This window comes from Patulibacter minatonensis DSM 18081 (genome assembly GCF_000519325.1).
Classification (GTDB): domain Bacteria; phylum Actinomycetota; class Thermoleophilia; order Solirubrobacterales; family Solirubrobacteraceae; genus Patulibacter; species Patulibacter minatonensis.
This window is the reverse complement of sequence record NZ_KI912613.1, coordinates 323,518-349,175: the sequence shown is the minus strand read 5'-3', so window position 1 is coordinate 349,175 and position 25,658 is coordinate 323,518. Positions and strand designations below refer to the sequence as shown.

The 25,658-nt window shown below is 74.2% G+C and carries 19 protein-coding genes; 13 read left to right on the top strand and 6 right to left on the bottom strand.

The window, feature by feature from the left end:
• The first annotated feature begins 33 nt into the window (after positions 1 to 33).
• The 7 genes from PATMI_RS0101750 (at position 34) to PATMI_RS0101720 (ending at position 14,684) form a co-directional block, all read left to right on the top strand.
• A complete protein-coding gene (locus PATMI_RS0101750) occupies positions 34 to 654 on the top strand; it encodes a hypothetical protein (protein WP_157260566.1) in 621 nt (206 codons plus the stop codon).
• 120 nt (positions 655 to 774) lie between these two features.
• On the top strand, positions 775 to 1,989 hold the full coding sequence (locus PATMI_RS26540; RefSeq protein WP_051470926.1) for a bifunctional glycosyltransferase family 2/GtrA family protein: 1,215 nt from the start codon (positions 775 to 777) through the stop codon (positions 1,987 to 1,989).
• A gap of 139 nt (positions 1,990 to 2,128) precedes the next feature.
• On the top strand, positions 2,129 to 4,540 hold the full coding sequence (locus PATMI_RS26535; RefSeq protein ID WP_051470925.1) for a glycosyltransferase family 39 protein: 2,412 nt from the start codon (positions 2,129 to 2,131) through the stop codon (positions 4,538 to 4,540).
• A gap of 843 nt (positions 4,541 to 5,383) precedes the next feature.
• The gene (locus PATMI_RS0101735; RefSeq protein WP_169738310.1) at positions 5,384 to 10,825 is read left to right on the top strand and encodes a CARDB domain-containing protein; all 5,442 of its coding nucleotides are present in this window, start codon (positions 5,384 to 5,386) and stop codon (positions 10,823 to 10,825) included.
• A 128-nt stretch (positions 10,826 to 10,953) separates the two neighbouring features.
• Positions 10,954 to 11,823, top strand: coding sequence for a L,D-transpeptidase (locus PATMI_RS33620; RefSeq protein WP_051470924.1), 870 nt, complete (start codon positions 10,954 to 10,956; stop codon positions 11,821 to 11,823).
• A gap of 77 nt (positions 11,824 to 11,900) precedes the next feature.
• Positions 11,901 to 14,234: a mannosyltransferase YkcB-related protein gene (locus PATMI_RS26525; RefSeq protein WP_051470923.1), complete on the top strand. Its 2,334-nt coding sequence runs from the start codon at positions 11,901 to 11,903 to the stop codon at positions 14,232 to 14,234.
• Between the two features lie 84 nt (positions 14,235 to 14,318).
• Positions 14,319 to 14,684: an ACT domain-containing protein gene (locus PATMI_RS0101720; RefSeq protein WP_026909620.1), complete on the top strand. Its 366-nt coding sequence runs from the start codon at positions 14,319 to 14,321 to the stop codon at positions 14,682 to 14,684.
• A 1-nt stretch (position 14,685) separates the two neighbouring features.
• Here the strand turns inward: PATMI_RS0101720 and PATMI_RS0101715 are convergent, their stop codons facing one another.
• Positions 14,686 to 14,970, bottom strand: coding sequence for a hypothetical protein (locus PATMI_RS0101715; protein WP_026909619.1), 285 nt, complete (start codon positions 14,968 to 14,970; stop codon positions 14,686 to 14,688).
• A 74-nt stretch (positions 14,971 to 15,044) separates the two neighbouring features.
• Here PATMI_RS0101715 and PATMI_RS0101710 point away from each other — a divergent pair, with 74 nt between their 5' ends.
• Together PATMI_RS0101710 and PATMI_RS0101705 are read left to right on the top strand one after the other, a co-directional pair.
• Entirely contained in the window at positions 15,045 to 15,761 is a 717-nt protein-coding gene (locus tag PATMI_RS0101710; RefSeq protein WP_026909618.1) for a response regulator transcription factor, read from the top strand.
• Between the two features lie 4 nt (positions 15,762 to 15,765).
• On the top strand, positions 15,766 to 17,352 hold the full coding sequence (locus PATMI_RS0101705) for a sensor histidine kinase (protein ID WP_026909617.1): 1,587 nt from the start codon (positions 15,766 to 15,768) through the stop codon (positions 17,350 to 17,352).
• Positions 17,353 to 17,401: 49 nt separating this feature from the next.
• On the opposite strand, the gene PATMI_RS0101700 is transcribed toward PATMI_RS0101705, so the two are convergent.
• The 3 genes from PATMI_RS0101700 to thiM all read right to left on the bottom strand — a co-directional run bounded on the left by PATMI_RS0101700 (position 17,402) and on the right by thiM (position 19,124).
• Positions 17,402 to 17,845: a hypothetical protein gene (locus tag PATMI_RS0101700; RefSeq protein ID WP_026909616.1), complete on the bottom strand. Its 444-nt coding sequence runs from the start codon at positions 17,843 to 17,845 to the stop codon at positions 17,402 to 17,404.
• Between the two features lie 184 nt (positions 17,846 to 18,029).
• On the bottom strand, positions 18,030 to 18,281 hold the full coding sequence (locus PATMI_RS0101695; RefSeq protein ID WP_026909615.1) for a hypothetical protein: 252 nt from the start codon (positions 18,279 to 18,281) through the stop codon (positions 18,030 to 18,032).
• Between the two features lie 48 nt (positions 18,282 to 18,329).
• Positions 18,330 to 19,124 (bottom strand): hydroxyethylthiazole kinase, encoded by a 795-nt coding sequence (gene thiM / locus PATMI_RS0101690; RefSeq protein WP_026909614.1) that lies wholly within the window; start codon positions 19,122 to 19,124, stop codon positions 18,330 to 18,332.
• 155 nt (positions 19,125 to 19,279) lie between these two features.
• Between thiM and PATMI_RS0101685 the strand changes: the two genes are divergently transcribed.
• Positions 19,280 to 20,128 (top strand): hypothetical protein, encoded by an 849-nt coding sequence (locus PATMI_RS0101685; RefSeq protein WP_026909613.1) that lies wholly within the window; start codon positions 19,280 to 19,282, stop codon positions 20,126 to 20,128.
• A gap of 9 nt (positions 20,129 to 20,137) precedes the next feature.
• Here the strand turns inward: PATMI_RS0101685 and egtD are convergent, their stop codons facing one another.
• Both egtD and PATMI_RS0101675 read right to left on the bottom strand, forming a co-directional pair.
• Entirely contained in the window at positions 20,138 to 21,130 is a 993-nt protein-coding gene (gene egtD / locus PATMI_RS0101680) for an L-histidine N(alpha)-methyltransferase (RefSeq protein WP_026909612.1), read from the bottom strand.
• Positions 21,127 to 22,530, bottom strand: coding sequence for an SUMF1/EgtB/PvdO family nonheme iron enzyme (locus PATMI_RS0101675; RefSeq protein ID WP_211241681.1), 1,404 nt, complete (start codon positions 22,528 to 22,530; stop codon positions 21,127 to 21,129). Before PATMI_RS0101675 ends, egtD begins: the two co-directional genes overlap by 4 nt.
• 386 nt (positions 22,531 to 22,916) lie before the next feature.
• Here PATMI_RS0101675 and PATMI_RS0101670 point away from each other — a divergent pair, with 386 nt between their 5' ends.
• The 3 genes from PATMI_RS0101670 to PATMI_RS0101660 all read left to right on the top strand — a co-directional run bounded on the left by PATMI_RS0101670 (position 22,917) and on the right by PATMI_RS0101660 (position 25,649).
• Positions 22,917 to 23,921 carry a class I SAM-dependent methyltransferase gene (locus tag PATMI_RS0101670; RefSeq protein ID WP_026909610.1) on the top strand — a complete coding sequence of 335 codons (1,005 nt, stop codon included), beginning with the start codon at positions 22,917 to 22,919 and terminating at the stop codon, positions 23,919 to 23,921.
• Between the two features lie 29 nt (positions 23,922 to 23,950).
• On the top strand, positions 23,951 to 24,808 hold the full coding sequence (locus PATMI_RS0101665) for an SDR family oxidoreductase (RefSeq protein ID WP_026909609.1): 858 nt from the start codon (positions 23,951 to 23,953) through the stop codon (positions 24,806 to 24,808).
• 241 nt (positions 24,809 to 25,049) lie between these two features.
• Positions 25,050 to 25,649, top strand: a complete 600-nt coding sequence (locus PATMI_RS0101660; protein WP_026909608.1) for a superoxide dismutase — start codon at positions 25,050 to 25,052, stop codon at positions 25,647 to 25,649.
• The last annotated feature ends 9 nt before the right edge of the window (positions 25,650 to 25,658 follow it).

Here is a 25,658-nt window from a genome sequence, read left to right as displayed (position 1 = left end):
GGCCGCCCCGCCCGGACGGGTAAAGGCGTCCGCATGAGCTACGACGAGTCGCCCACGCGTCAACTGCCGCGCGAGCCCGTGCCGGCGCGGCCGAGGGAGCCCGTCCGTCCGGCCGGCGGGGGTCCTCCCGGGGGCTACGGCGGCGGTGGCGACTACGGCGGCGGCGGCGGGGGCGGCGACTTCGGCGGCCCCGGCGGGCGCGACGCCGACGAGCACCGCCTGACCACGCTCGAGGAGCGGCTCCGCACGACCCGGAACCTCCTCACCGCGATGGCGCTCGTGGCGGTCCTCGCGCTCGTCGTCGCCGGCGTGGCGCTGGCGACGGGCGGGAGCGACGACGAGGGCACCGGCGGCAGCACGCCGGCCGCGCTGCGCAGCCGCGTGACGAAGCTCGAGGACCGCCTCGGCGACCGGGCGACGAAGAGCAGCGTCTCCTCGCTGTCCGACGAGGTCGACCAGTTGGAGGGCGACGTGAAGAAGGCGTCGAGCACCGACTCCGGGTCCTCGGACCAGTCGGGCGCCATCGACGACCTGAAGTCGAAGGTCTCCGACCTCGAGGACCAGGTCTCGCAGCTGCAGAGCCAGGGCGGAACGTCGACCGACGGCGGGACGGACACGACCACCCCGCCGGACGGCACGCTCACCACGCCGTAGAGCGCCGGACCGGCCCGCGGCCGGATCACGGGCCGGGCTCTTCGCCGGCTCTTCGACGGTCCCAGGTTCCGCTCAGGGTCGCCCCAGTCCGCTCACGCGGGCCGGGCGCACCCTGGCTGCATGACCTCCGCGACCCTCCCCGCCGCCCGCCGCGACGGTCTCGTGCCGGCCACGCCCCCGGCCGTCGAGATCGTCGTCCCCGTCCACAACGAGGCCGCGGCGCTGCCGGGCTCGATCCGCCGGCTCCACGAGCACCTGAGCACCGCGTTCCCGTTCCCGTGGCGGATCGTCGTGGCGAACAACGCGTCGACCGACGCCACCGCCGCGGTCGCCCGCGCATTGGCCGACGACCTCCCGGGCGTCGAGCTGCTCGACCTCGCCGAGAAGGGCCGGGGCCGCGCGCTGCGCGCCGCCTGGTCCTCGAGCGACGCCGACGTCCTCTGCTACATGGACGTCGACCTCTCGACGGACCTCAACGCGCTGCTGCCCCTGGTCGCCCCGCTGATCTCCGGCCACAGCGACCTGGCGATCGGCACGCGCCTGGCGCGGGACTCCAACGTCGTCCGCGGTCCGAAGCGCGAATTCATCTCCCGCGCCTACAACCAGATCCTGCGCATGTCGCTGCAGGCCCGGTTCTCCGACGCCCAGTGCGGCTTCAAGGCGATCCGCCGCGACGCCGCGCAGCAGCTGCTGCCGCAGGTCCAGGACCAGGCGTGGTTCTTCGACACCGAGCTCCTGGTCCTCGCCCAGCGCGACGGCCTGCGGATCCACGAGGTCCCGGTCGACTGGATCGACGACCCCGACTCCTCCGTCGACATCGTCCGCACCGCGACCGACGACCTCAAGGGCGTCGCGCGGCTCCTGGCCGCGGGGTGGGCGGGATCGATGGTCGTGCGCTTCCTCGCGATCGGCGTCGTCTCCACGATCGCCTACGCGATCCTCTACCTCGTCCTGCGCCCGGAGCTCGGCGCCGCCGTCGCGAACATCGCGGCCCTCGCGATCACCGCGGTCGGCAACACCCAGGCCAACCGCCGCTGGTCCTTCCGCGTGAAGGGTCGCGAGAACCTCGTCAAGCACCACGCGCAGGGCGGCGCCGTCTTCGTCCTGACGGTGCTCCTGACCAGCGGTGCCCTGGGCGTCCTGCACCTCGTCGACCGGGCCCCCGGGCACGCCGTCGAGCTCGCCGTCCTCGTCGCCGCCGGCGTCCTGGCGACCGTCTCGCGGTACCTCGCGCTGCGGTTCTGGGTCTTCGGGCGTCCGGCACCGCAGGACGCGGCGACGGCCGGCCCCCGCCGGCCCCCCGTCGCACCGGTCGCCGAGCGCGCCGGCCGCTGACCCGCGGGGGCGCGCCGCGCCTCCCAGCGATCGCCCTGGACGCACCCAGGGCGCTCCCGCGTCCCCCGGCGATCGTGACCGCACGACATCGGGCCGCACCCCGACCCATCGCCTCCGAACCCCACCCCGAGACCTCTTCATGGCCACCCAGACACCGCCGCTCCCCTGGCGCCGCCGATCCGGCGACGACCACGACCCCGTCGCCCCGGGCGACGACCACGAGGTCGCCGCCCCCCACGCGACCGACGACGCCGACCGCGGCCGCCTCGCCCGGATCGCCCTCGCCCTGCGCGCACGCCCCGAGCTCCTCGCGCTCCTCGTCCTCGCGGGCGTCCTGAACCTCTGGAACCTCGGCATCAACGGCCAGGCCAACGACTACTACTCGGCCGCGGTCAAGTCGATGTCGACGAGCTGGCACGCGTTCGTCTACGGCTCGTTCGACGCCGCCGGCGTCCAGACGGTCGACAAGCCGCCGCTGGCCCTCTGGGTCCAGGCGCTCTCGGTCCGGCTGTTCGGCTTCAACACCTGGTCGTACCTCGTGCCGCAGGCGCTGATGGGCGTCGCGACCGTCGGCCTGACCTACGACGTCGCGCGCCGGGTCTTCGGCCGCGTCGCCGGTGGCGTCGCGGGCCTCGCACTCGTCCTGACCCCGATCGCCGTCGCGATCTCGCGCCACAACAACCCCGACGCGCTGCTGATCCTCTGCTCCGTCGCCGCGCTGTGGTTCCTGGTGCGGGCGCTCGAGGACGGGAGGACGCGCTGGCTCGCGCTGTCCGGTCTCATGATCGGCCTCGGCTTCGAGACGAAGATGGCCGCCGCGCTGACGATCGTCCCCGGCATCGTCGCCGCGTGGATGTGGATCGCGCCGCAGGGGCGCCTGAAGGCCGTCCGCCAGCTCGGTGTCTTCGGTGCCGTCGCCGCAGTCGTCGGCCTGGCCTGGCCGATGCTCATGTGGTTGACCCCGGCCGGGTCGCGCCCGTGGATCTCGGGCACGAACGACAACTCGATCTGGTCGCTGATCTTCGGCTACAACGGCCTGGGCCGCCTCTTCGGGCAGTCCGGTGGGCCGGCGACCGCGGCGACCGGCAACGCCGGCGGCATGGGTGGCGGCGGTGGCGGCATGGGCGGCGTCTTCGGCGGGGACGCCGGACCGTTCCGCCTGCTGAACGCCGCGCTCGGCGGTCAGGCCGGCTGGCTCATCGGGACCGCGCTCGTCGCGGGCCTGGGGCTCCTGCTCCTGACCCGCCTGCGACGCACGGACGCCCGCACCGGCTTCCTGCTGGCGATGGGCGGCGCCTTCCTCGTCACCGCCGTCGCGTTCTCCCGCGCCGCGGGCATCTTCCATCCGTACTACGTGTCGCTGCTCGCCCCGTTCGTCGCCGCCATGGTCGGCGCCGGCATCGGGACGGTCGCGACCCAGGGCGCCGGGGCGGTCCGGATCGGTCGCGGTCGCGACCGTGTCGCCGGGACCGACATCACGGGGTCGGCGACGGCCATCGCCCACGCGTCGACGGGCGACGCGGCGCCGGCCTCCCGGGCCGCCGGACGTCGGACGGCCGCCTCCGACCGCATCGTCCTCCGTGCCTTCGGCCCGGCGCTGATCCTCGCCGGCGTCGCCACCGAGCTGGTGGTCCTCCACGACAGCGCGACGGACATGGAGTGGATCGCCCCGGTCCTGATCGTCGGCGGCGTCCTGGCGTCGCTGGCCCTCGCGGTCGGCCGCGGCGGGGCCCGGGCGCGGAACGCGGTCCTGGCGGCGATCGTCGCGCTGCTGCTGACGGCCCCGGGCGCCTGGGCGGTCCAGACCCTCGGGCACGCGACCTCGAGCACCTTCCCCGCGGGCGGCCCCGAGTCGTCCGGCATGGGGATGGGCGGTCCGGGCGGCGGGCGCGGCATGGGCGGTCCCGGCGGTCAGCGGGGCGGCATGCGCGGCGCGGGCGGCCCCGGCGGCACGTCGAGCATGGGCACGCCCCCGGCGATGCCGGGTGCCACCGGCTCCCCCGCGGGGTCGTCGGCAGCCGGCGGGACGTCGTCCGGCGCCTCGGCCTCGGCGCTCCCGCCCGGTACGACCTCGTCCACGGGCACCTCCTCCGGGACGACCGGTGGCGCGACGAACGGCGGCCCCGGCGGCGGGATGGGTGGCGGCGGCATGTTCGGCGGCAACTCGACCGAGCTCACCGCGGCGGTGACGTACGCGGCGACCCAGGGCGGCGGCACGATCGGCGTCTCCAGCCAGAGCAGCGCGGCGGCCTCGATCCTGTCGGGCACCGGGTCGTCGACCGTGGAGGTCGCCGGGATCGGCGGCTTCTCCGGCAGCGAGAGCGCGGTCACCGCCGAGTGGCTCGCCCAGCAGGTCGAGAACGGGAACATCCGCTGGGTCCTCGCCTCGAGCACGGGCCAGGGCGGCCCGGGCGGCGGCGGCGCGAGCGGCGGCCGGGTCGGCGCGACGAAGATCATGGCGCTGGTCCAGGAGGTCGGCAAGCAGGTCCCGTCGGTCGACGGCCTCTACGACCTGCAGGGCCTCGCGAGCGCCATCCGCGCCGCGGGCTGACGGGGCGTGTGCCGCTCGGTGCCGAGGACCCGGGTGCGCCAGGGCCCGGTCCCGCGCCGGGTCGGTCGGACGGACCCGGCGCCGACGTCCGCCAGCAGGGCGGCGTGCGGGCGACGGGCACGGTCCGCGTCCTCCGGGCACGCCGCCGACGCGAGCTCCAGAGGACGGCGTGGCCGCGCTCCGGGAGACCGCGGTGGGCGGTAGCGCCGGAGGGGCGAATGCATCAATGTCAGGTCGAGGTTCAGTGTGTGGGCGGGCGGGGTGGTGCCGCGCGCCTTCCGTCGCCGTCGCGCCGTGCACGGGGCCTGCATGGGTGGGGTCGAAGACTCGGAATCACCCCGGTGAAAAGGTGTATCACCCGGGTGTGGCGATCGGCCGCGTCGCGGTCGGCCGGACCGGTCGGTGCGGCCCTCGGGGCGCACCGTCCGCCCCGGAACAAGCATGCCGGGGAGGGGCGACGCGTCCGTCCGAGGGCCCGCCGACCTCCCCCGCGTGGAGCATGGGTGTCCGGCCGGTCCGCGTCCGCGCGGCGTCCGACGACGGGTCGCAGCGTCTCGTTTCAGGTGCGGAACGCCCGCGTTCGACGACCTTCGCGCCCGGTCGTGGTTGCGGCGCGCGGCGCGCGCCGCCGTCGCGATCCATGGTCCACCTGTCGGGGGAACGTCCGATGGGCACGGGGAATCCGCGAATCCTCGCGGGTCCGGGCGGTCGACGGTGCACGCGCTCCGGAGGGTCGTCACACGTCGACCACCCAAGCCCTACCGGAAATCTCCCGATCGCGGAGAACCGAGACAGATCCCAATTTCTCCCCCGATCGTGGTGGACCGGAGGTATAAAGCCGCCATGAAGAAGCCAGGTGCGTGGTGTGTGGCCATGCGTCCGTCCAACCCGTCCACCGATCCCGAGGCGGATCCCGACCCGACCCGGTCCCGAGGCTCGAGGTCGCTCGTCCGGCGCCTCGCGCTCCTCGCCACCCTCGTCGCGGGCATCGCGGGCGTCTCCGCGGCCGAGGCATCAGCCGCGACGCGCGCGTTCAACACACCCCGGTTCCAGACGAACGACACCGGCGACATCACGTACGTCAGCAACACGCTGTCGACGTGCGCCGACGGGTCGGTCTCGTCGGCGGCCACGGGCAGCCTGCCCTGCCAGCCGGCCGGCCGGGGCGGGACGAACAACCTCTACAACAACCTCGTCCCGAACCAGCTGGTCAACGTCGCGGGCATCGGCTCCGGCAACACGGCGAACTCCTCGAGCTCCACCTTCAACCTCCCCACGGGCGCCCAGGTCCTCTGGGCCGGCCTCTACTGGGGCGGGGACGCCGGCTCGACGAGCGGTACGACCAACCCGAGCGTGGCGCAGACGATCCAGCTCCGCGCTCCGGGCGGCGCGTTCCAGACGGTCGCCGCGAGCCAGTTCGACCAGGGTGCCCCGGTGGGCAACGGCACTCCGGGACACGTCAACGGGTACGCCGGCTTCGCGGACGTCACCAGCATCGTCAAGGCGGCCGGCGGAGGCGTGTACACGGCGGGCGGCATCCCGATCTTCTCGCCGTCCTCGCCGAGCGCCACGGTGAACGACTCCTACGGCGGCTGGTCGCTCGTGATCGTCACGAAGGACCCGAACGAGCCGGCGCGCAACCTCTCGGTCTTCGACGGCTTCGAGACCGTCAACACGACGAACCAGCCGACGATCAACGTCACCGGCTTCCTCACGCCCCCGACCGGCGCGGTCAACACGAAGCTCGGCATCATCGCCTACGAGGGCGACTACGGCATCCAGGGCGACTACGCGCAGCTCAACGGGCAGAACCTCACGGACGCGGCGAACCCGGCGACCAACTTCTTCAACAGCACGCAGACCACGCTCGGCGTCCGGCGCAGCGGCATGACCCCGGACTACGTCAACACCTTCGGCTACGACGCCGACATCTTCGACGCCACCGGCCGGCTCGGGAACAGCGCCACCAGCGCGTCGATCAAGCTCGGCACGACGCAGGACGTCTTCGCCCCCCACGTCGTGACTCTCGCGACGGAGCTCTACGCGCCGAAGTTCACGCCGCGGAAGACCGTCCAGAACCTCACGCGCTCGACCGGCGCCACGCGGCCCGGCGACACGCTCCGCTACACGGTCTCGTACGAGAACACGGGCGGCGACGCCGCCGCCGGCATGCGCGTCGACGATCCGCTCCCGGGCAACACGACGCTGGTCGACGGATCACTGCGGATCACGAGCCCGGGCGCGACCCAGACCATCACGAACGCGGCGGACGCCGACGCGGGCGAGTACGACGCCGCGAACCGCACCGTCCGCTTCCGGCCCGGCACGGGCGGCAACGGCACGACCGGCGGGACGATCGCCGTCGGCCAGACGGCGACGATGACCTTCGACGTCACGGTGAACGCCGGGGTGGGCGACAACACCCGCATCGACAACCAGGCGCAGGCCGGCTACCGCGCCGCGACCAGCGGCGTCGGATTCACCGACGTCCCGACGCCCATCGCCTCGACGCTCGTCCGCGCCCCCGACCTCCAGATCTCCAAGACGGTCACGTCCGGCGCGATCACGGCCGGCCAGCCCGTCCGCTTCTCGCTGAACGTCACGAACTCCGGCGGCGCCCCCTCGAGCAGCCCCCCGGCGGTCACCGTGACCGACGTGGTGGACCCGGCGGCGTTCCAGAGCATCCAGGGCGCCAGCGGCAACGGGTGGACCTGCAACGTCGCGGGCACGACCATCACCTGCACCCGTTCCGACGCGCTGGCGGCCGGGGCCGGCTACCCGCCGATCATCGTCGACGTCACCGCGGCCGACAACCTGCCCGGCACCGTCCAGAACACGACGACCGTGGCCGGCGGGAACGACAGCAACACGACGAACAACACCGGCACCGCGACGGGCACCGGCACGAACCGCGCCGACCTCGACGTCGTCAAGAAGTTCGGGCAGGCCACGGCGACCGCCGGCGGCACCGTGACGTGGACGATGGACGTCCGCAACGACGGCCCGTCGGCAGCGACCGCCGCGACGCTCCAGGACACCGTCCCGGCCGGCCTGACGGTCACGAACGTCACGTCCACGCGCGGCACGTGCACGAACGCGATCACCTGCACCTTCGGGACGATCCCGAGCGGCGAGGGCGCGACGGTCACGGTCACCGCGACCGTCTCGGGCGCACCCCGCACCGTCACCAACACGGCCACCGTCTCCAGCCCGGTGACGGACCCGAACGCGGCGAACAACACGTCGTCGTCCCAGCTCGTCGTCGCGCCGAGCGCCGACCTGGTCCTCACGAAGGTCGCCCCGGCGGCCTCCCCGGCTGCCGGCACGCCGTACGACTTCACGCTCACGCTGAAGAACAACGGCCCGGACACCGCGCAGAACATCACCTTGATCGATCCGGTCCCGGCGAACTTCAACGTCACGAACGTGGCGGCGTCGGGTGCCGGGAGTCTGACCTGCGACACGACCACCGCCCGCGTGGCCTGCACCGGCGCGTCCCTCGCCTCGGGCGCGACGGCGACGGTCACCATCACCGGCACCTCCGCGGCCGGTGGCCTGGTCACGAACACGGCGTCCGCCGACTCGACGACCGCCGATCCGAACACGGCGAACAACACCGCGACGGCGGTCACCACCATCGGCGCCGTCGCCGACCTCGGCATCGCGAAGTCCTTCTCGACGAACGCCGCGGTCGGCGTCGGCGGGACGGCCACCGTCACGCTGCGGGCCGACAACGCCGGCCCGAGCGCCGCGGTCAACGCCCGCGCCACGGACATCCTCCCGGCGTCGCTGACCTTCGACAGCAGCACCGACGGCTGCACCAACGTCGGCCAGACGGTGAGCTGCCCGATGGGCACCATCGCCGCCGGCGGCAACGCGACCCGGACCTTCGTCGTCAAGGTCGCCGCCGGTTCGTCGGGCACCGCGGTGAACACCGCGACGGTCACGAGCGACACGGACGACCCGTTCCAGGGCAACAACAGCTCGACGGCGCGCCTCCCGCTCGTCGCCGCGGCCGACCTCGCGATCACGAACGTGCCCGACGTCGCCTCGGCGAACGTCGGTGACCCGATCACCTGGACCCTGACGGCCCGCAACAACGGCCCGGACCCGGCGATCGGCACGACCTACTCGATCACGCTGCCCGCGGGCATCGGGAACATCACGACGACCGCACCGAACTGCTCGGTCAGCGGCCAGGTCGTGACCTGCACCGTCACCGGCCCGTTCGCGAACGCGCAGACGGACATCGCCGCGATCCGCGGCGTCGTCCAGGAGCCGCTGGCGGGCAAGACCGCGACGGCGATGGCGACGATCTCGTCGGCCACGGCCGACCCGAACCTCGGCAACAACACCGCCATCGTGCAGACCCCGATCGGCCGCCGCTACAAGCTGGTCCTGTCGAAGACCGCGCGTGACACGACGGTCGCGCCGAACCAGGCGACGACGTTCGACGTGACGATCCGCAACGACGGGCCGAACGACGCCACCGGCGTGCAGCTGGTCGACACCCTCCCGACGAACACCACGTTCGTCGGCGCGGGCGCGGGTTGCTCCAACGTCGCCGGCACGGTCACCTGCAACATCGGTGCCCTCGCCTCGGGCGCGTCGGAGACCCGGACCATCACCGTCCGCCCGACGAACGCGGCGGCCGGGACGACGATCAGGAACAGCGTCGTCTCCACGACGACGGATCCCGTCGCGGTCGACATCAACAAGAACGACCCGCCGAAGACGGCGGACGTCACGGTCGCGCCGAGCGCCGACCTCCAGGTCACGAACACGGCGCCGGCCAGCGCGTCCGTCGGGGAGACGGTCACCTGGACGGTGACGGGCAGGAACAACGGTCCGAGCCCGGCGACCTCGCCGACGTTCACCGTCCGGATCCCGGACAACGTCTCGAACGTGCAGATCACGACCGGGGCCGCGGACTGCACCCGCGCGGGGCAGTTCATCACCTGCGCGCGTCCGACGCTCGCCGACGGAGCCTCGATCCCGCTGGTCTTCACCGGCGTCGTCGACCCCGCCGCTGCAGGGACGACCCTGGCCGACCCGGCGACGATCTCGTCCGCGACGCCCGACCCGGCGCCGGGGAACAACAACGCCACCGCGTCGACCACGATCGGCCGTCTCATCGACCTCGGCATCACGAAGTCGGTGACGCCGGGCCGGGTGCCCGTCGGCGGTGAGGCGATCTACACCCTGGACGTCGTCAACCGCGGACCCAACGAGGCGAACGGCACGGTCGTCTCGGACACGCTGCCGGAGGGCGTCACGCTCCTGCAGGCCACGACGACCCAGGGCGACTGCTCGGTCTCCGGCCGCACGGTGCGCTGCGCCCTCGGAACGGTGGCCTCGGGTGGGCGCGCCCAGATCCTGCTGCGGGTCCGGGCCGACCAGGTCCGGACGGTCGTCAACACCGCATCGGTCCAGGCGGCGAGCGATCCCGACGCCAATCCGGCCGACAACACCTCCGCGGAGACGCCGCTGGCGATCGACCCGGCACCGGCGAACCCGCCGGCCGCCGAGCCGCAGGCCGACCTGACGATCGACAAGGTGCTGATCAACAAGACGGTCGAGGTGAACCGGATCCTCACCTACCGGATCACGGTCACGAACAAGGGCCAAGGCGTCGCGAGGGCCGTCCGCGTCACGGACGTCCCGTCCCGCGCCGCCACGCTCGTGTCCGTCAAGCCGATGGTCGGCACGTGCTCCGCCAAGGCCCCGATCACCTGCGACCTCGGTGATCTGGCGCCCGGTGCGACGGCGCAGGTGACCGTCGCCCTGCGGGTCACGACGCCCGGCAAGTTCGACAACGCCGCCACCGCGGTCGCGACGGGCAGCCCGGCGGTCCCGGCCGAGTCGGACGTCGCGGACACCTCGGTGCGCCGCCTCGCCTCGTCGCTGACGGTGAAGAAGACCGCGTCCGCCACGTCGGTGCGCGGCGGCTCCCGCGTGAACTTCACGATCCGGGTGAAGAACTTCACGAAGAAGACCGTCAAGAAGGTGTCCGTCTGCGACACCCTCCCGCGCGGCCTCGTCTTCGAGAAGGCCTCGCCGCTGAAGGTCACGGGCCGCAAGGCGTGCGTCACGATCGGCTCCCTCGGTGCCGGCAGGACGCGGACGTTCACGGTGACCGTCCGCGCCGAGCGGGCCACGAAGTCCAAGACGCTCAAGAACTCGGTGCGGGTCATCGCCCCGAACGAGCTGAGCAAGAAGGCCACCCGCTCCGTGCGGGTCCTCCCGGGCCCCGGCACCTCCGGCAACGGCGGCGTGACCGGGTGACCGACTCCGCTCCTCGGGCCCCGCGAGGGGCCCGCGAACGGCCGGCGACGCCGGGGAACGCACCGCGTCCCCGGCGTCGCCGCGTTCCGGGGTCGGGTCCGGCCCTGATCGCGCTGACCGGCGGCGCGATGGTCGTCGGGACGGCGGCCACGGCCGTCGCCGGGGCGCCGGCCGGTCGCGGACCGGCCACGACGACGGCGACCCTGTCGAGCACGACGACGTCGCGGACCCCGTCGATCAGGACGGTCACGACCGCACCGTCGTCCGCCACGACGACGACCCCGGCCCCACCCACCCCCGGCGCCGCCGCGCCCGTCCGGAACCCGGCCTTCCCCGGCGACGGGCCGTGGGCGTGGTCGGACTCCACCAGGCCGTCCCGCAACGCGCAGCTGACCCGGACCACCCGCGTGCGGTTCGCGCCGCGGCTGAGCTCGGGGATCCGGACCTCGCTGCGCCCGCTGACGACCCACATCCGCAACTCGGTCCGGCTGCTCGTGCTCGAGCGCCGCATCGACGACACGGGGCGCGAGTGGCTGCGGGTGCTCTTGCCCGGCCGGCCGAACGGCCGGACCGGCTGGATCCTCTCCAGCGCCGCGATCGTCCGCACCAACGCGTACATCATCCGGGTCCACCTGAACGCCCGGCGGGTCGAGCTGCTGCGCGGACGCCGCGTCGTCTCGCGGTTCCGGGCGGTCGTCGGGGCGAAGGCGACGCCCACGCCGACGGGCCGGTTCGCGATCTACGAGATCCAGCGCCAGCGCGACCCCACCGGGTTCATCGGGCCCCTGGCCATGCACCTGACCGCCCGGTCGAAGGTGCTCGACGACTACGGCGGGGGCCCGGGCACGATCGCGCTGCACGGCCGCGGTCCCGCGGCGCTCGGTGATCCGCTGGGCACCGCCCGCTCGCACGGCTGCATCCGCCTGGACAACTCCGCGGCCCGCCACCTGGCGCACCTCGTGCGGCCCGGCACCCCGGTCGTGATCACCAAGCGCTGACCGCGGTCCCGGCGCTCCCAGCGCCTTCCCAGCGAACGCTCACGGGCCGCCCACGGCGGTCCTCGATCGTGGCGCGCATGTTCGATTCCGTCCTTCCCGGTCGCGGCCGTCCGCGCCGACCGCGCACCACGCCGCTCGGCGGCCAGCGGCGCTTCGCCGTCGCGACCCCGCCCCGGACCGCCGACGACCCCGCCGGAGCGACGCCTCCGCCGGGACGGCCCGTCGACGCCCCCGCGCCGGACGCGACCACGACCCGTGGCGGCGGTCCGGCGGCTCTGGGCGACGACGCATCCGGTCGCGGCCGCCTGCAGACCCTCGTCCGCGGCCGCGAGGGCGATCCGGCGTGGATCCGTCCGACGCTGCTCGCCGTCCTGGCCGGCGCCGCGCTCCTGCTGCTCTGGAACCTCTCCGGGAACGGCTACTCGAACACGTACTACGCCGCAGCGGTGAAGTCGGCGTCGGTGTCGTGGAAGGCGCTGTTCTTCGGGTCGCTCGACCCCGGCTCGTTCATCACGGTCGACAAGCCGCCGCTCTCGATCTGGCTCATGGGCCTCTCGACCCGCGTGCTCGGCTTCGGCAGCTTCACCATGCTGCTGCCGCAGGCGCTCTGCACGGTCGCCGCGGTCGGGCTCCTCCACGCCACGGTCCGCCGCGCGCTGCAGGACCGGCTCGGCAGCTCCGCCGCGGCCGCCGCCGGCCTGCTCGCCGCGGCGCTGCTGGCGATCACGCCGATCACGGTCGCGATCGGCCGCGTCAACAACCCGGATGCGCTGCTCATCCTCCTGCTCGTCGCGTCGGCGTACGCCACGATGCGCGCCGTCGAGGGCGGCAGGACGACGTGGCTGGTCTGGGCGGGCGTGTTCGTCGGCCTGGCCTTCATGACGAAGATGCTGCAGGGCTGGATGATCGTCCCGGCACTGGGCGCGGTCTACCTGCTCGCCGGCCCGCCGAAGCTCCTCACGCGGATCCGGCAGCTCGCGATCGCCGGCGTCGTCATGGCGGTCGTCTCGGCCGCCTGGCCGACGGCGGTCTCGCTGTGGCCCGGCTCGAAGCCCTACATCGGTGGGTCCGACGACGGCTCCGCCTGGAACCTCATCCTCGGCTACAACGGACTCGGCCGGATCACCGGGAACGAGGGCGGCATGGGCGGCGGTGGCGGTGGCCCGACGTTCGGCGGCACCGCCGGCATCTGGCGCATGTTCAACGAGCAGGTCGGCGCCCAGATCGCCTGGCTGCTGCCGCTCTCCGCGCTGTCGCTCGTCGCCGCGCTCTGGCTGACCCGCCGGGCGCCCCGCACGGACAAGGTCCGCGCCGTGATCGTGCTGCTCGGCGTCTGGATGCTCGTCCACGCGCTCGTCTTCTCGACGGCGAAGGGCATCTTCCACCCGTACTACACGAGCGCGATGGCCCCGGCGATCGCCGGGCTCTCCGCCGTCGGCCTCGTGCTCCTGTTCCGCGCGGCCCGCACGTCCGTCGTCGCGCACGTCGCCCTGGCGGTCGGCGTCGCGGGCACCGCGTGGCTGTCCGTCGAGCTCCTCGGCCGCGCCGCCGACTTCCAGCCCTGGCTCCGCGTGGCGGTGCCGGTGCTCGCGGGCCTCGCCGTCCTCGCGTCGGTCGGCCTGCGCCGGCCCGGGACGGCGATGCGCCGGCTCGCGGTCGTCGCCGCGGTCACCGGCGTCCTCGCCGTCGCGGTCGGCCCCGCGTCCTACGCGGTCGCGAGCGCCGGCCGGTCCCTGAACGGCAACAACGTCCTCGCCGGCCCGGCGAGCGCGTCGCAGGGCGGCATGGGCGGTCCCGGCGGCATGCGCGGCGGCGGTCAGGGCGGGCCCGGCGGCCGGATGGGCACCCCGCCCTCCGGCACGCAGGGCGCCCCGCCCTCGGGTGCGCCGACCGGCGGGGCGGCCCCGTCGGGCACCGCGGGCTCCGGCTCGGCCGCCTCCGGCAACGGGTCGTCCACGGCGCTGCCGCCCGGCACGACGACGTCGGGCGGCACCGGGTCCGCGTCCGCCGCGGCCGGCCAGGGTGGGCCCGGCGGCGGCGGGGGCGGCATGGGCGGCGGCTCCGTCAGCGACGAGGTCGTCAGCTACCTCGAGGCCCACCAGGGCTCCGCGAAGTACCTGTTCGCCGCCAGCGGCTCGCAGACCACGGCCGACGTGATCATCGAGACGGGGAAGCCGGTCGTGACGATCGGCGGCTTCAGCGGCAGCGACAACAGCCCGACGGTCGCCCAGCTCGCGCAGATGGTGCGGTCCGGCGAGCTGAAGTACGTCCTCGTCTCCAGCGGCGGCGGGCGCGGCGGCCCGGGCGGCGGCGGGTCCAGCGACCTGACCACGTGGGTGCAGCAGCACGGCAAGGCCGTCACGGGGGTCACGGTCAGCGGCGGCACGCTCTACGCGGTCAGCACCTCCTAGGCCGAGGACGCCGTCCGCCCGCGGCACCGGTGTCCCGGCGACCCGCTGCCGGGACACCGGTGCGTCCGGCCGTACGCTTGCCGGATGCCGCCGCCGGTCCAGCCGCTCCGCCTGCTCGACGACGTCCTCGTCGTCGAGCGCGGGACCGCGGCGCCGCCCGCGGGCGACGACTGGGTCGCCGTCGTCCGGGCACCGGACGGCGTCACCGTCGTCCGGCGCGTACGGGCGGGCGAGCCGGCGGACGAGCCGTGGCGTGCGTTCCACGGCGAGGCCGGGCACGACCTCGACCTCCCCGGGATGCTGCTGGCGGTGATCCGCCCGCTCGGCGAGGCGGGCGTCCCCGTCTTCGTGACGTCGACCTTCGACGCCGACCTCGTCCTCGTCCCCGCCGGTCGGGTCGACGAGGCGGCCGGGCTCCTCGCGGACGCGGGCCACGAGGTCCGGCGCTGAGCTACCGCCGCCGTCCCGCTCCGCGTCCGCCGGCGTCGGCCTCCCGCCGCTTCCGCCGCGCCTGGAGGTCGAACCAGAGGAAGACGACGTAGATGATCACGCCGAACATCACGGCCTCGACCGCGTCGCTGCCCAGCAGCTTGCTCACCACCGCCGCGACGACGCCGAAGAGGAGGTTGCCGAGCAGGACCTGCAGGAGGGACCGGTCGTGGCGCGGGTCGTGGGCCTCGGGATCGGTCCTGTCGAGCCCGAAGAAGGACAGGGCGCGCTGGACGGGGGAGGCCACGCCCGGATTCTGGCACGCCTCCGCTCACAGGACGTCCCCAGCATTCCCCCAGGAACGGCTGCGATGCTGCGCCCATGAGCACCCAGGACGCCCCTGCCCACCGCGTGCTGGTGGTCGACGACGAGCCGAACATCGTCGACGTCGTCTCGATGGCCCTGCGCTTCCAGGGCTTCGAGGTCGCCACGGCCGGGACGGGCGACGAGGCGCTGACCCAGGTCGAGGCGTTCCGCCCGCAGATCATGATCCTCGACGTGATGCTGCCCGACATGACGGGCTTCGACGTCGCCGACCGGCTCGGGGCGCAGCGCAGCCACGTGCCGATCGTCTTCCTCACCGCCCGGGACGCGACCGAGGACAAGCTCCGCGGCCTGACGTCCGGCGGCGACGACTACGTGACGAAGCCGTTCTCGCTCGAGGAGCTCGTCGCCCGCATCCGCGTGATCCTGCGCCGCACCGGCCAGGCGACCGAGGAGTCCTCGACGCTCCGGTTCGAGGACCTCGAGATGGACGAGGACACCCGCGAGGTCACGCGCGGCGGGCACCTGATCGACCTGACGGACACCGAGTTCCGGCTGCTGCGCTACTTCCTGCGCAACCCACGCCGCGTGCTGACCCGCGCGCAGATCCTCGACCACGTGTGGGACTACGACTTCGGCGGCGACGCCCGGGTGCTCGAGACGTACGTCAGCTACTTGCGCAAGAAACTCGACGGCGCCGGCGGCGAGGAGCTGCCGTCGCTGATCCACACCGCCCGCGGCGTCGGCTACGCGCTGCGCGCCCCGAGGCGCTGAGCCCGTGACGCTCCGCGTCCGGCTGATCGCGCTCGTCTTCGTCCTCACGGCGGGGGCGATGATCGCGCTGGCCGCCGTCACGTACACGAGCCAGCGCGGCGCGCTGCTCGACCAGGTCGACGGCCAGCTGCGCGCGGCCGAGCAGGGCGTCGGCCGCCGCCTGGCGGTCCAGAACGACGCCCTGGGCCGGACGGGCGGGGCGAACCGTCCTCCGGGCGCCCCGCCGGTCGGCGGCCCCGGCGCCGCCGGACCCGGCCCGGGCGGGGGCGGCGACGACGGCAACGATCTCGTCCCCGGCGCGTACGGGGAACTGCGCTCGGCGACGGGGGAGAAGGTCGGCAAGGTCGCGCGGTCGCGGCCGTCGCTGGGTGCCGCCTACCTCGCCGCACCGGTCCTCCCGAGGACCCTGAGCGCCGGGCGCACGTTCACCGCGAGCTCGAAGGGCGACGACGGCGTGCGCTACCGCGTCCGGACGGTCGCCCGCGACCGGCCCGGCTCTCCCGGCGGGCCCGGGAACCCGTCGGGCCGCGGCGCCGCCGGCGGATCGACCGGCCTGCAGACGAGCACCTCCGCCGGCGGCACCTCCGCCGTCCGTGCCGCCCTGGCCGACGGCTTCGTCGTCGTCGCCGTCCCGCTGACCGACGTCGACGACACCCTCGACCGCCTGCTCCGCACCGAGGCGATCGTCATCGCGATCGCCCTGGCGCTCCTGACCGGCCTCTCGTGGGTGCTCGTCCGGATCGGACTGCGGCCCCTCGACCGCATGGCCACCACGGCGGGCGTGATCGCCGCCGGCGATCTCGACCACCGCGTCCAGGACGCGAACCACAAGACCGAGGTCGGGCGCCTGGGCCTCGCGCTGAACGGCATGCTCGGGCGCCTGGAGTCCGCGTTCGCCGAGCGCGAGGCCAGCGAGGGCCGGCTGCGGCAGTTCCTGTCGGACGCCTCCCACGAGCTCCGCACGCCGCTGGCGTCGATCCGCGGCTACGCCGAGCTCTTCCGCGTCGGTGCGGTCAAGGATCCCGAAGACCTGAAGAAGGCGATGGGGAGGATCGAGGACGAGGCCGCGCGGATGGGCGTGCTCGTCGAGGACCTGCTCGTGCTCGCGCGCCTGGACGAGGCGCCGGAGAAGGCGCACGCGCCGGTCGACGTGGCGCTGATCGCGGAGGACGCCGCCGAGGACGCCCGGGCGATCGACCCGGCCCGGCCGATCACGACCGCCGGGGCGGGGGAGGCGGTGGTCCGGGGGGACGACGGCCAGCTCCGTCAGGTGCTGACGAACCTCGTCCGCAACGCGCTCGTCCACACGCCGGGCGGGACGCCGGTGGAGGTGACGACGACGACCGACGCGACGCACGTGGAGATCGAGGTCCGCGACCACGGCCAGGGCCTCCCGTCGGAGGACCCGCAGGCGATCTTCGGCCGCTTCTGGCGGGCGGAGGGCGGCCGGACGCGCGGCAAGAGCGGCGCCGGCCTGGGCCTGGCGATCGTCGCGGCGATCGTGGACGCCCACGACGGCGAGGTCCGCGCGGCGAACGCCGCGGACGGCGGCGCGTCGTTCGTCGTCCGCCTCCCGCTGCTGCGCGACTGACGCGGACCGGGCCCCGGGCGGCACGGACCCGGGGCCCGTACGTCCTCCCTCAGCGCAGCAGGTCGTATCCCGCCAGGAGGAGGAGCAGCTCCCGCTCCACGAGGTCGCCGTCGATCGCGACGTCGAAGCCCGGGACGGTGCGCCGGCGGACGCGCATCGTGGCGGTGCACCCCGGGGCCTCGAGCTCCGCGCAGGTGCCCTTCGTGCGGTTGCGGCGCCAGACCACCGCGGGGCGGGGATCGTCGCCCAGGGTGATCGCGCCGTCCCTCAGGCTCGCGCCGATCCGGCCGTCCGCCGCGGTCGCGTCGACGGCGGCGCAGCCGATGCCGGGCCGCAGGGTCCAGACGCGGTCGCCGACCGTGGCCTCGGCCACGCCCGGCGTCGTGCCGCCCCAGAGCAGGCGGCCCAGTGGTCGGCCACCCTCGCGCAGCTCGTACTCGGGGCGCCAGCGGGCGGTGCGGACGAGGGCGAGGCGGGTGGTGACGACGGGCATGCGTCAGTGTCGAGCGCGGCGGCGGCGTCCCGGCTGACCGCCGGGCGAGGAATCGCCCCGGCGGATTCGACGCCGGTCCCAACCGACCGACCCGTCGCGCGGGGGGCGACGGGGTGTGGACGCCGTCGACCGGAGTGCCACGAGCCGAGGTCAGCGCGCGGGAGGCGGGCGTGGCCCGCCCGCGTCAGGTGCGGAAGATCGCCTTCGTGGGGATGATGTAGTACTCGACGTCGGTCGCCGGACCGCCCTTGTAGCCGGGCGTCGAGGCGGTCTCGACGCTGCCGCCCTTGCGCGTCACGAAGTCGTCGACCTCGGCCTGCTGCTTGGGCAGCACGCTGTCGCGGCGGAGGCGCTCGCACTTCTCGGGGGTCGGGATCGGGTGCGTCTCTGCTTCGGCGAGGCCCTGCAGGAGCGCCACGATCTGTCCGTCGGTCATCCCTGGACCTTCACAGGATCCGCCGCGCCGCGCGGCGCGGTCCGGCGCTCAGTGCCCGTGGGTCTCGAGGCGGGAGAGCTCGTCCAGCAGCCCGACGGCGAACGATCCGGGACCGCGCGAGGCGCTCGACGCCCGCTCCGCGGCGACGGCCAGGACGGCGTGGGCGGCCGTCGCGGCGCGGACCGGGTCGGGCGCGACCGCCAGGAACGCCGCGACCAGGGCCCCGAGGGCGCACCCGGCACCGGTCACGCGGGTGAGGAGCTCGTCGCCGCCCGGCACCCGGAGGATCCCGTCGCCGGACACGACGTGGTCGACCGGTCCGCTGATCGCGACCACCGCGCCGGTCGTGCGGGCGAGCTCCTCGGCGGCCCCGATCGCGGCCTCCGGGCCCGTGGTCGCGTCGACGCCGCGACCGCCCGCGCCGCCGGCGAGCGCGAGGACCTCGGACGCGTTGCCGCGGATGACGGCCGGCCGGAGCGCGAGCAGCTCGTGCGCCAGCGCCGTGCGCATCGGCAGCGGGCCGACGGCGACGGGATCGAGCACCCAGGGCACCCCGGCCTCGTTCGCCGCGGCCACCGCGACGTGCGCGGCGCGGCCCTGCTCCGCGGTGACCGTCCCCAGGTTGACCAGCAACCCACCGGCGATCCGCGCCAGGTCAGCGGCCTCCTCGGGGGCGTGGACCATCGCGGGGGAGGCGCCCGTCGCGAGCAGGACGTTGGCGGTGACGTTCGAGACGACGACGTTCGTGATGCAATGGGTCAGCGGCGACGCCGAGCGCAGGGCCGTGAGGTCGGAGACGACGTCCGGGTGCGGCCAGGAACGGGTGCTCGACGGGTCGGTCATCGCGTCAACGTAGCGGGCCCCCGGGCGCGCGGCGGCGGCGGATCGCCCGTGTCCGAGGAGGCTGAGCCGTCCCCGTGAGATCGATCGCTCCACGTCCGGGCGCGGTGCGCTAGAACCAACGCAGGGGCGCAGGCCGCGCCCCTCGCACCTCCCCCATGGCCTCTCCGCACGACCAGCCCACCCGCGTCCAGCCGGTCGCGAACCCGCCCCAGCCCGCTCCCGCGGCGGCCGGCGGTCTCGACCTCAAGACGCTGATCATCACCGCGGCGGCGTCCGCGCTGGCCGCGTTCATCTGTTCGAAGGTGTGGGCGCCCGGGACCCTCGCGTCGGCGGCGTTCACGCCCGTCGCGGTCGCGCTCTTCCGCGAGGCCCTCGCCAAGCCGACCGACGTCGTGACCTCCGCGCTGCCCGCCGCGCTCCCCCTGACCCGTCGGCCGCTCGCGGGCGACCCGCGCTACGACCTGTCGGCCCCCGACGAGGACCCGACCCGCGTGCACCGCCTGCCGGGATCCGAGCAGCCGACGCAGGTGACGCCGGCGCTCGGCCCGCAGGGTCCGGGGGCGACGGGCGTCGATCCGGTCACGGTCCACGCCGTCCGGCAGCGCAACCGCCGTCGCTGGCAGATCGCGGCGATCACGGGCATCCTCGGCTTCGTCGTCGCCGCGGTGCTGATCACCGTGCCGGAGGTCATCGCCGGCAAGAGCAGCACCACCATCTTCCGCGGCGGGAACACGCCCTCGAAGAAGCAGGCGACGCCCGCGACCACCACGACGGTGATCCAGCAGGTGCCGACGGACGCCGTCACGACCGTGACCCAGCCGACCGAGACGGCGACCACCGGGACGACGCCGACGACGACGGTGACGGAGGAGGCCCCGCCCACCGTCACCGAGACGGTGACGACCCCCACGACCACGCCGACCACCGAGACGGCGCCGTCGACGACGCCGGGCCAGCGCTCGACGCCGGGCACCAGGGCGGAGCCCGACGCGGTCGATCCGTAGGCCGGGGGCTCAGGCCACCTTCGCGAGCGCCAGGCCGAAGAGCCCGTCCGCGTCGGTGAGGAGGTCCTCCAGCTCCAGCCCCGCGGCCGCGAGGTCCGCGGCGATCCGCTCGCGGGTGAACTTCGAGGAGATCTCGGTCCGGAGCTCCTCACGGGCCGCGAACTCGACGGTGAGGTCCAGCGCGTCGATCCGGACGACGTGGTCGCGGACGGCGCGCAGGCGGATGTCGATCCACTCGTTCTCGTGGTCGAAGAACGCGACGTGCTCGTACTCGTCGACCGGGAAGTCCCCGCCGAGCTCGCGGTTGATCACGGTCAGGACGTTGCGGTTGAACGCGCTCGTGACGCCGGCGGCGTCGTTGTAGGCGAGCTCGATGACCGCGGGGTCCTTCACGAGGTCGATCCCGATCACGAGGCGGGAGTCCTCGTCGAGCAGGCCGCGCAGGCGGCTCAGGAAGTGGCGGCGCGAGCCGGCCTGGAGGTTGCCGAGCGTGCCGCCGAGGATCGCGACGATCCGCGGGCCGATCGGGCCGGGGATCAGGCCGAGGTCCCGCTCGAAGTCGCCGACGATGCCGTGGACGGGGACCCCGAAGTCGCGGGCGGCCTCGTTCGCGCAGTGGTGGACGGTGGGCGCGGAGACGTCGAGGGGGACGAAGCGCTGCAGCGTGCCGTGGGCCTTCAGCGCCTCGAGCAGCACGCCCGTCTTCGTCGCGTAGCCGGAGCCGAGCTCGACGAGGTCGACCGCGCCGGTGCGCTGCGCGAGCTCCTCGGCCCGCTCGACGAGGATCGCCCGCTCGGTGCGCGTCGGGTAGTACTCGGGCAGGTCGCAGATCGCGTGGAAGAGCTCGGACCCGTGGTCGTCGTAGAGGTGCTTCGGCGGCAGCTGCTTGAACGGCTGCGTCAGCCCGTCGTGGACGTCGTGGGCGAGCGTGCGCGGCGCCGGGTCGGCGTCGGCGACCGTGACCTGGACGAGCTCGGCGGGGGACTGGTCGGTGGTGCTCATGCGGAGGCCTCCCGGCCGGTCGGTGCGACGTCGGCGGCGAGCCGGACGCCCGCGAAGATCTGGCGGCGCTCGGGCAGGTCCCAGTTGCGGAACGTGGTGGTGGCGACGCGGGGGTGGGCGGCGAAGGAGCCGCCGCGGAGGGCGCGGTACCCGCGGTCGAAGAAGACCTCGGAGTACTCCTTGTACGGGTGCGGCCGGAAGCCCGGGTAGCCGTGGAACGTGGTCGACGTCCACTCCCAGACGACGCCGACGTCCTGCAGGATCCCGGCGGCCGCGGCGTGCTCCCACTCGGCCTCGGTCGGGAGTCGCAGGCCGGCCCAGGCGGCGAAGGCCTCGGCCTGGAAGGCGTTCAGGTGGCAGACGACGTCGTCCGCCACCGACGCGACCGAGGCCTCGGCGCCTCGGGCGCCCGCGGCCGGATTCCCGCCGGTGGCACCGTCGCCCGTCGCGTCGCCCACGCCGCTGCCGGCGCCGCCGGCGCGCCACGCCCAGCCGGCGTCGCTCCAGAAGCGCTGGTCGCGGGTGCCGCCGTCGGCGACGAACGCGTCCCACTGCGAGACGGTGACCGGCCGCGGGGCGATCCGGAACGCCGCGACGGTCCGGGCGTGGCGCGGGCGCTCGTTGTCGTAGGAGAAGACGTCCGGGGCGGCGCCGACCTGCGTGTCGCCGCCCGGGACCCGCAGGAGCGTGCCCCCGAGGACCTCGGCGCGGGACCGGGCCGCGGCGGAGATCGGCCGCATGGCGGTCGACGGCGCGTCCGAGCCGGCCGCCGGGCCGCCCTGACCCGCGCCGGCGTGCAGCGCGGCCTCGCCGGTCGTGCTCGTCGACGTACCGGTGCCGCCCGGCAGCCCGCCGAGCCACGACGTCAGGCCGCCGAGGCGCATCGTCTGGAGCATCGTCTCGGTGTGCTGCATCTCGTGCTGCAGCACCATCTCGAACAGCTCGTCGTCGACGCCGCGCTCCTCCGCGACCTCGAGGACCCGGGCGCGCACGTCGTCGAGGTAGTCCCAGGCCTGCGGGACGTCGAGCAGCTCGAGGTCGCCGCGCGCCTGTCGCGGCGTCTCGAACGCGTCGTAGAGGTCGGCGAGCTCGGGGTGCAGCAGCGGCCGGTCGCCGTGGCGGTGCACGAGCCAGAGGTCCTCGTAGGCGGCGATGTGCGCCAGGTCCCAGACCAGCGGGCTCATCAGCGGGTCGAGCTGCTCCTCGAGCTCCTCGCGCGTCAGGCCGTCGACGAGGATCCGGGTGCGCTCCCGGACGGCGCGCAGGGCGTCGACCGGGGACGCCGGGAGCGGCGCGCGGAGCGCCTCGGCGGGGGTGGGGAGGCGACGGACGCCGCCCGCGGGCGGGCCGCCGGCGTGGTCGTCGGGATCGTCTGCGGGCAGGGCCTGGGCAGTGCTCACGGAGGGGCTCCGGGGTCTGGGGTCGACCAGGACGACCGGCACGCCGCGCAGGGGCGCTTGACCGTCCGTGGTCAGGGTGGTGGTCCTCGACCGTCCGCGACGACCTGCTGATCGTTACGCGCCCGGGCGAGCACCGGTTGCGCGGGCATCTACCCGTGCACCATCATCGTCACACGGCCCGCGGTCAGGTTCGGACCGCGGACACAGCGTCGTCACATCGCGCTTGGCCGCGGGGTGAAATCCGGCGAAAACGGGTCCGGGATGGGTCGGCAGGGCGGGTTGGGTGCGCGCCTCCCGGGCCGTCCGTCGCCCCCTCCGCGGAGGACGCCGGCGCCGGCGCCCGCACCGGCACAGGACCGACCCGGCGGCCGATAGCGTCCCGGGGCGTGCGTGAGTCCTTCCTCGAGATCCTCCGTTGCCCCTCCTGCCTGTCCGAGCGATCGCTGCGGCTCGAGGTCGTCGAGGAGGACGAACGCGAGGTCCGCGAAGGCACCCTGCGCTGCGCGACCTGCGCGCTCGAGCGCCCGTTCCGCGGCGGGATCGTCGACCTCCTCACCGATCCGCCGGCGTTCGTCGAGCGCGAGGCCGACGGCCTCGCCCGGTTCGCGGACGTCATGCGCGCGGACGGCTGGGACGCCGAGCGGATCCTCGCGCTGCCCGACGTCGACCTCGGCTACTGGAACGCCCAGGCCGCCGCGATGCAGCGGATGCTCGCCGACGTCCCGCTGGAGCCCGGGCAGCGGATCCTCGACGTCGGGTCCAACACCTGCTGGGCCAGCAGCCGCTTCGCCCGCGAGGGGCTCGAGGTCGTCGCGCTCGACATCGCCGACAACGACCTCCAGGGCCTCGGCGCCGGCGACATCCACTTCGAGGGCCACGGGATCCACTTCGAGCGCCTGCTCTCCCCGATGTACGCCCCCGCCCTGGCCGACGCCTCGTTCGACCACGTCTTCTGCTGCGAGGTCCTGCACCACAACGACCGCGAGAACCTCGACCGCACGCTGCGCGAGCTGTTCCGGATCCTGAGGCCCGGCGGCCGGCTGACGATCGTCAACGAGCCGCTGCGGTTCCCCCTCCGCCCGAAGCTCGACCACGGCGAGGAGGTCGCGGAGTTCGAGGGCAACGAGCACGTCTACCTCATGCACCAGTACGTCCGGGCGACCCGTTCCGCCGGCTTCGCGGTCGAGGTCCCGAAGCTCCGCGCGATGCTCGACGAGCCGTTCGACCGCACGTTCGTCCCGACCACCCGCTTCGGGAAGGCCAAGCGGGCCCTCCGCGACGGGCCGGGCGGTGCGCACCTCCTCCGTGCCCGCCGCGCCGCGCGGTTCTGGTGGCTCCACGCGATCCGCGGCGACGCGAACCTCACGCTGTACTGCGTCAAGCCCGGCTGAGGCCCGCGGTCTGGGAGCATCGGCCCGACATGACCGAGCAGCGGATCCTCATCACCGGCGCGGCGTCCGGCCTCGGCCTGGCCCTCGCGACGCGCTACGCCCGCGACGGCTGGCGCGTCCTCCTCACCGATCTCGACCAGGACGCGCTCGACCGCGCCGTCGCGGGGATCACGGCGGCCGGCGGGGCGGCGGACCGCCTGTCGACGCTCGTCCTCGACGTCCGCTCCGACGACGACTGGGGCGCCGCGGAGGCCTGGGTGCGGCGCACCTGGGGCGGGCTCGACGTCCTCGTCAACAACGCCGGCGTGGCGACGGGCGGGCGCTTCGAGCACCTGCCGGTCGAGGACTGGGACTGGATCCTCCAGATCAACCTCATGGGCGTCGTCCGCGGCTGCCGCACGTTCGTGCCGCTGTTCCGGGAGCAGGGCTCCGGGCACCTCGTGAACATCGCGTCGGCCGCCGGGCTCCTGAACCCGCCGGTGATGGCGTCCTACAACGTGGTCAAGGCCGGCGTGGTCTCGCTGTCGGAGACCCTGCGCAGCGAGCTCGAGCCGGCCGGTATCACGACCTCCGTCGTCTGCCCGACGTTCTTCCGCACCGGCCTGGCGGGCTCGTTCCGTACGCCCGACGAGGCGGTCCGCCGCACGATGGAGAAGCTCGTGACCCAGAGCTCCGTCCCCGCGGACGTGATCGCCGGGCGGATCCAGGACGCCGTCGCCAAGGGGCGCTTCCTGATCCTCACCGACCGCGAGGGCGTCGTGGCCTACGCGGTCAAGCGCTTCGTCCCGCCGCTCTTCCGGCGCGAGGCCCGCAAGGGCGCGATCCGCCTCCTGAACAGCATCGCCCGCAGCGAGCGCGAGGCCGCGGCCGAGAGGACGGCGGTCTGAACGAGCCGGCGTGCGACCGGACCGTCGCCCGGCGGCGACCGGCCGCCCCCTGATCGTCGGTCCCGGACACGAAACCTTGACCTCGACCTAGGTCGAAGTTGCATACTGGGTTCGAGTTCGATCGAGCTGCATCCGCGGGGCGACCCGGGCAGCGGCGAGACCGGACGGTCCGCCCACCGCATCGCCCCCGGCGACCGCGGGTAGGCGTCGGCAAGACCACCACGACCCACGAGGTACTCCCATGGCGTTCTCCGTTCCCCCGCTGCCCTTCGCGTTCGACGCGCTCGAGCCCCACATCGACGCGAAGACGATGGAGATCCATCACGACAAGCACCACCAGGCGTACGTCGACAAGGCCAACGCCGCGCTGGAGGGCACCGAGTTCGCGGACAAGTCGATCGAGGAGATCGTCGCGAACCTCGGCGCGCTGCCGGCCGACAAGCAGGGCCCCGTCCGCAACAACGGCGGCGGCCACTACAACCACTCCCTCTTCTGGGAGGCCCTGCAGGGCGACGGCGTCCAGACCCCGTCCGGGGACCTCGCCGCCGCGATCGACTCCGCGTTCGGCTCGTTCGACGCGTTCAAGACGCAGTTCCAGGACGCCGGCGTCGCCAGGTTCGGGTCCGGCTGGGTGTGGCTCGTGAAGGGCGACTCCGGCCTGGAGGTCATCTCGACCCCCAACCAGGACACCCCGCTGGCCGAGGGCAAGACCCCGCTCCTGGGCAACGACGTGTGGGAGCACGCCTACTACCTGACCTACCAGAACAAGCGCCCCGCCTACCTCGAGGCCTTCTGGAACGTCGTCGACTGGAACAAGGTCGCCGAGCGCTTCGCCGCCTGAGGACCCTCC

What these genes read in the sequence shown, in the direction of transcription:
- PATMI_RS26535 (WP_051470925.1), top strand. Translation starts at nt 2,129, where the DNA reads ATGGCCACCCAGACACCGCCGCTCCCCTGGCGCCGCCGATCCGGCGAC.
- PATMI_RS0101710 (WP_026909618.1), top strand. Translation starts at nt 15,045, where the DNA reads ATGAGCACCCAGGACGCCCCTGCCCACCGCGTGCTGGTGGTCGACGAC.
- PATMI_RS0101720 (WP_026909620.1), top strand. Translation starts at nt 14,319, where the DNA reads ATGCCGCCGCCGGTCCAGCCGCTCCGCCTGCTCGACGACGTCCTCGTC.
- PATMI_RS0101735 (WP_169738310.1), top strand. Translation starts at nt 5,384, where the DNA reads ATGAAGAAGCCAGGTGCGTGGTGTGTGGCCATGCGTCCGTCCAACCCG.
- PATMI_RS0101685 (WP_026909613.1), top strand. Translation starts at nt 19,280, where the DNA reads ATGGCCTCTCCGCACGACCAGCCCACCCGCGTCCAGCCGGTCGCGAAC.
- PATMI_RS0101660 (WP_026909608.1), top strand. Translation starts at nt 25,050, where the DNA reads ATGGCGTTCTCCGTTCCCCCGCTGCCCTTCGCGTTCGACGCGCTCGAG.
- PATMI_RS0101665 (WP_026909609.1), top strand. Translation starts at nt 23,951, where the DNA reads ATGACCGAGCAGCGGATCCTCATCACCGGCGCGGCGTCCGGCCTCGGC.
- PATMI_RS26540 (WP_051470926.1), top strand. Translation starts at nt 775, where the DNA reads ATGACCTCCGCGACCCTCCCCGCCGCCCGCCGCGACGGTCTCGTGCCG.
- PATMI_RS0101750 (WP_157260566.1), top strand. Translation starts at nt 34, where the DNA reads ATGAGCTACGACGAGTCGCCCACGCGTCAACTGCCGCGCGAGCCCGTG.
- PATMI_RS0101695 (WP_026909615.1), bottom strand. Translation starts at nt 18,281, where the DNA reads ATGACCGACGGACAGATCGTGGCGCTCCTGCAGGGCCTCGCCGAAGCA.
- thiM (WP_026909614.1), bottom strand. Translation starts at nt 19,124, where the DNA reads ATGACCGACCCGTCGAGCACCCGTTCCTGGCCGCACCCGGACGTCGTC.
- egtD (WP_026909612.1), bottom strand. Translation starts at nt 21,130, where the DNA reads ATGAGCACCACCGACCAGTCCCCCGCCGAGCTCGTCCAGGTCACGGTC.
- PATMI_RS26525 (WP_051470923.1), top strand. Translation starts at nt 11,901, where the DNA reads ATGTTCGATTCCGTCCTTCCCGGTCGCGGCCGTCCGCGCCGACCGCGC.
- PATMI_RS0101700 (WP_026909616.1), bottom strand. Translation starts at nt 17,845, where the DNA reads ATGCCCGTCGTCACCACCCGCCTCGCCCTCGTCCGCACCGCCCGCTGG.
- PATMI_RS33620 (WP_051470924.1), top strand. Translation starts at nt 10,954, where the DNA reads ATGGTCGTCGGGACGGCGGCCACGGCCGTCGCCGGGGCGCCGGCCGGT.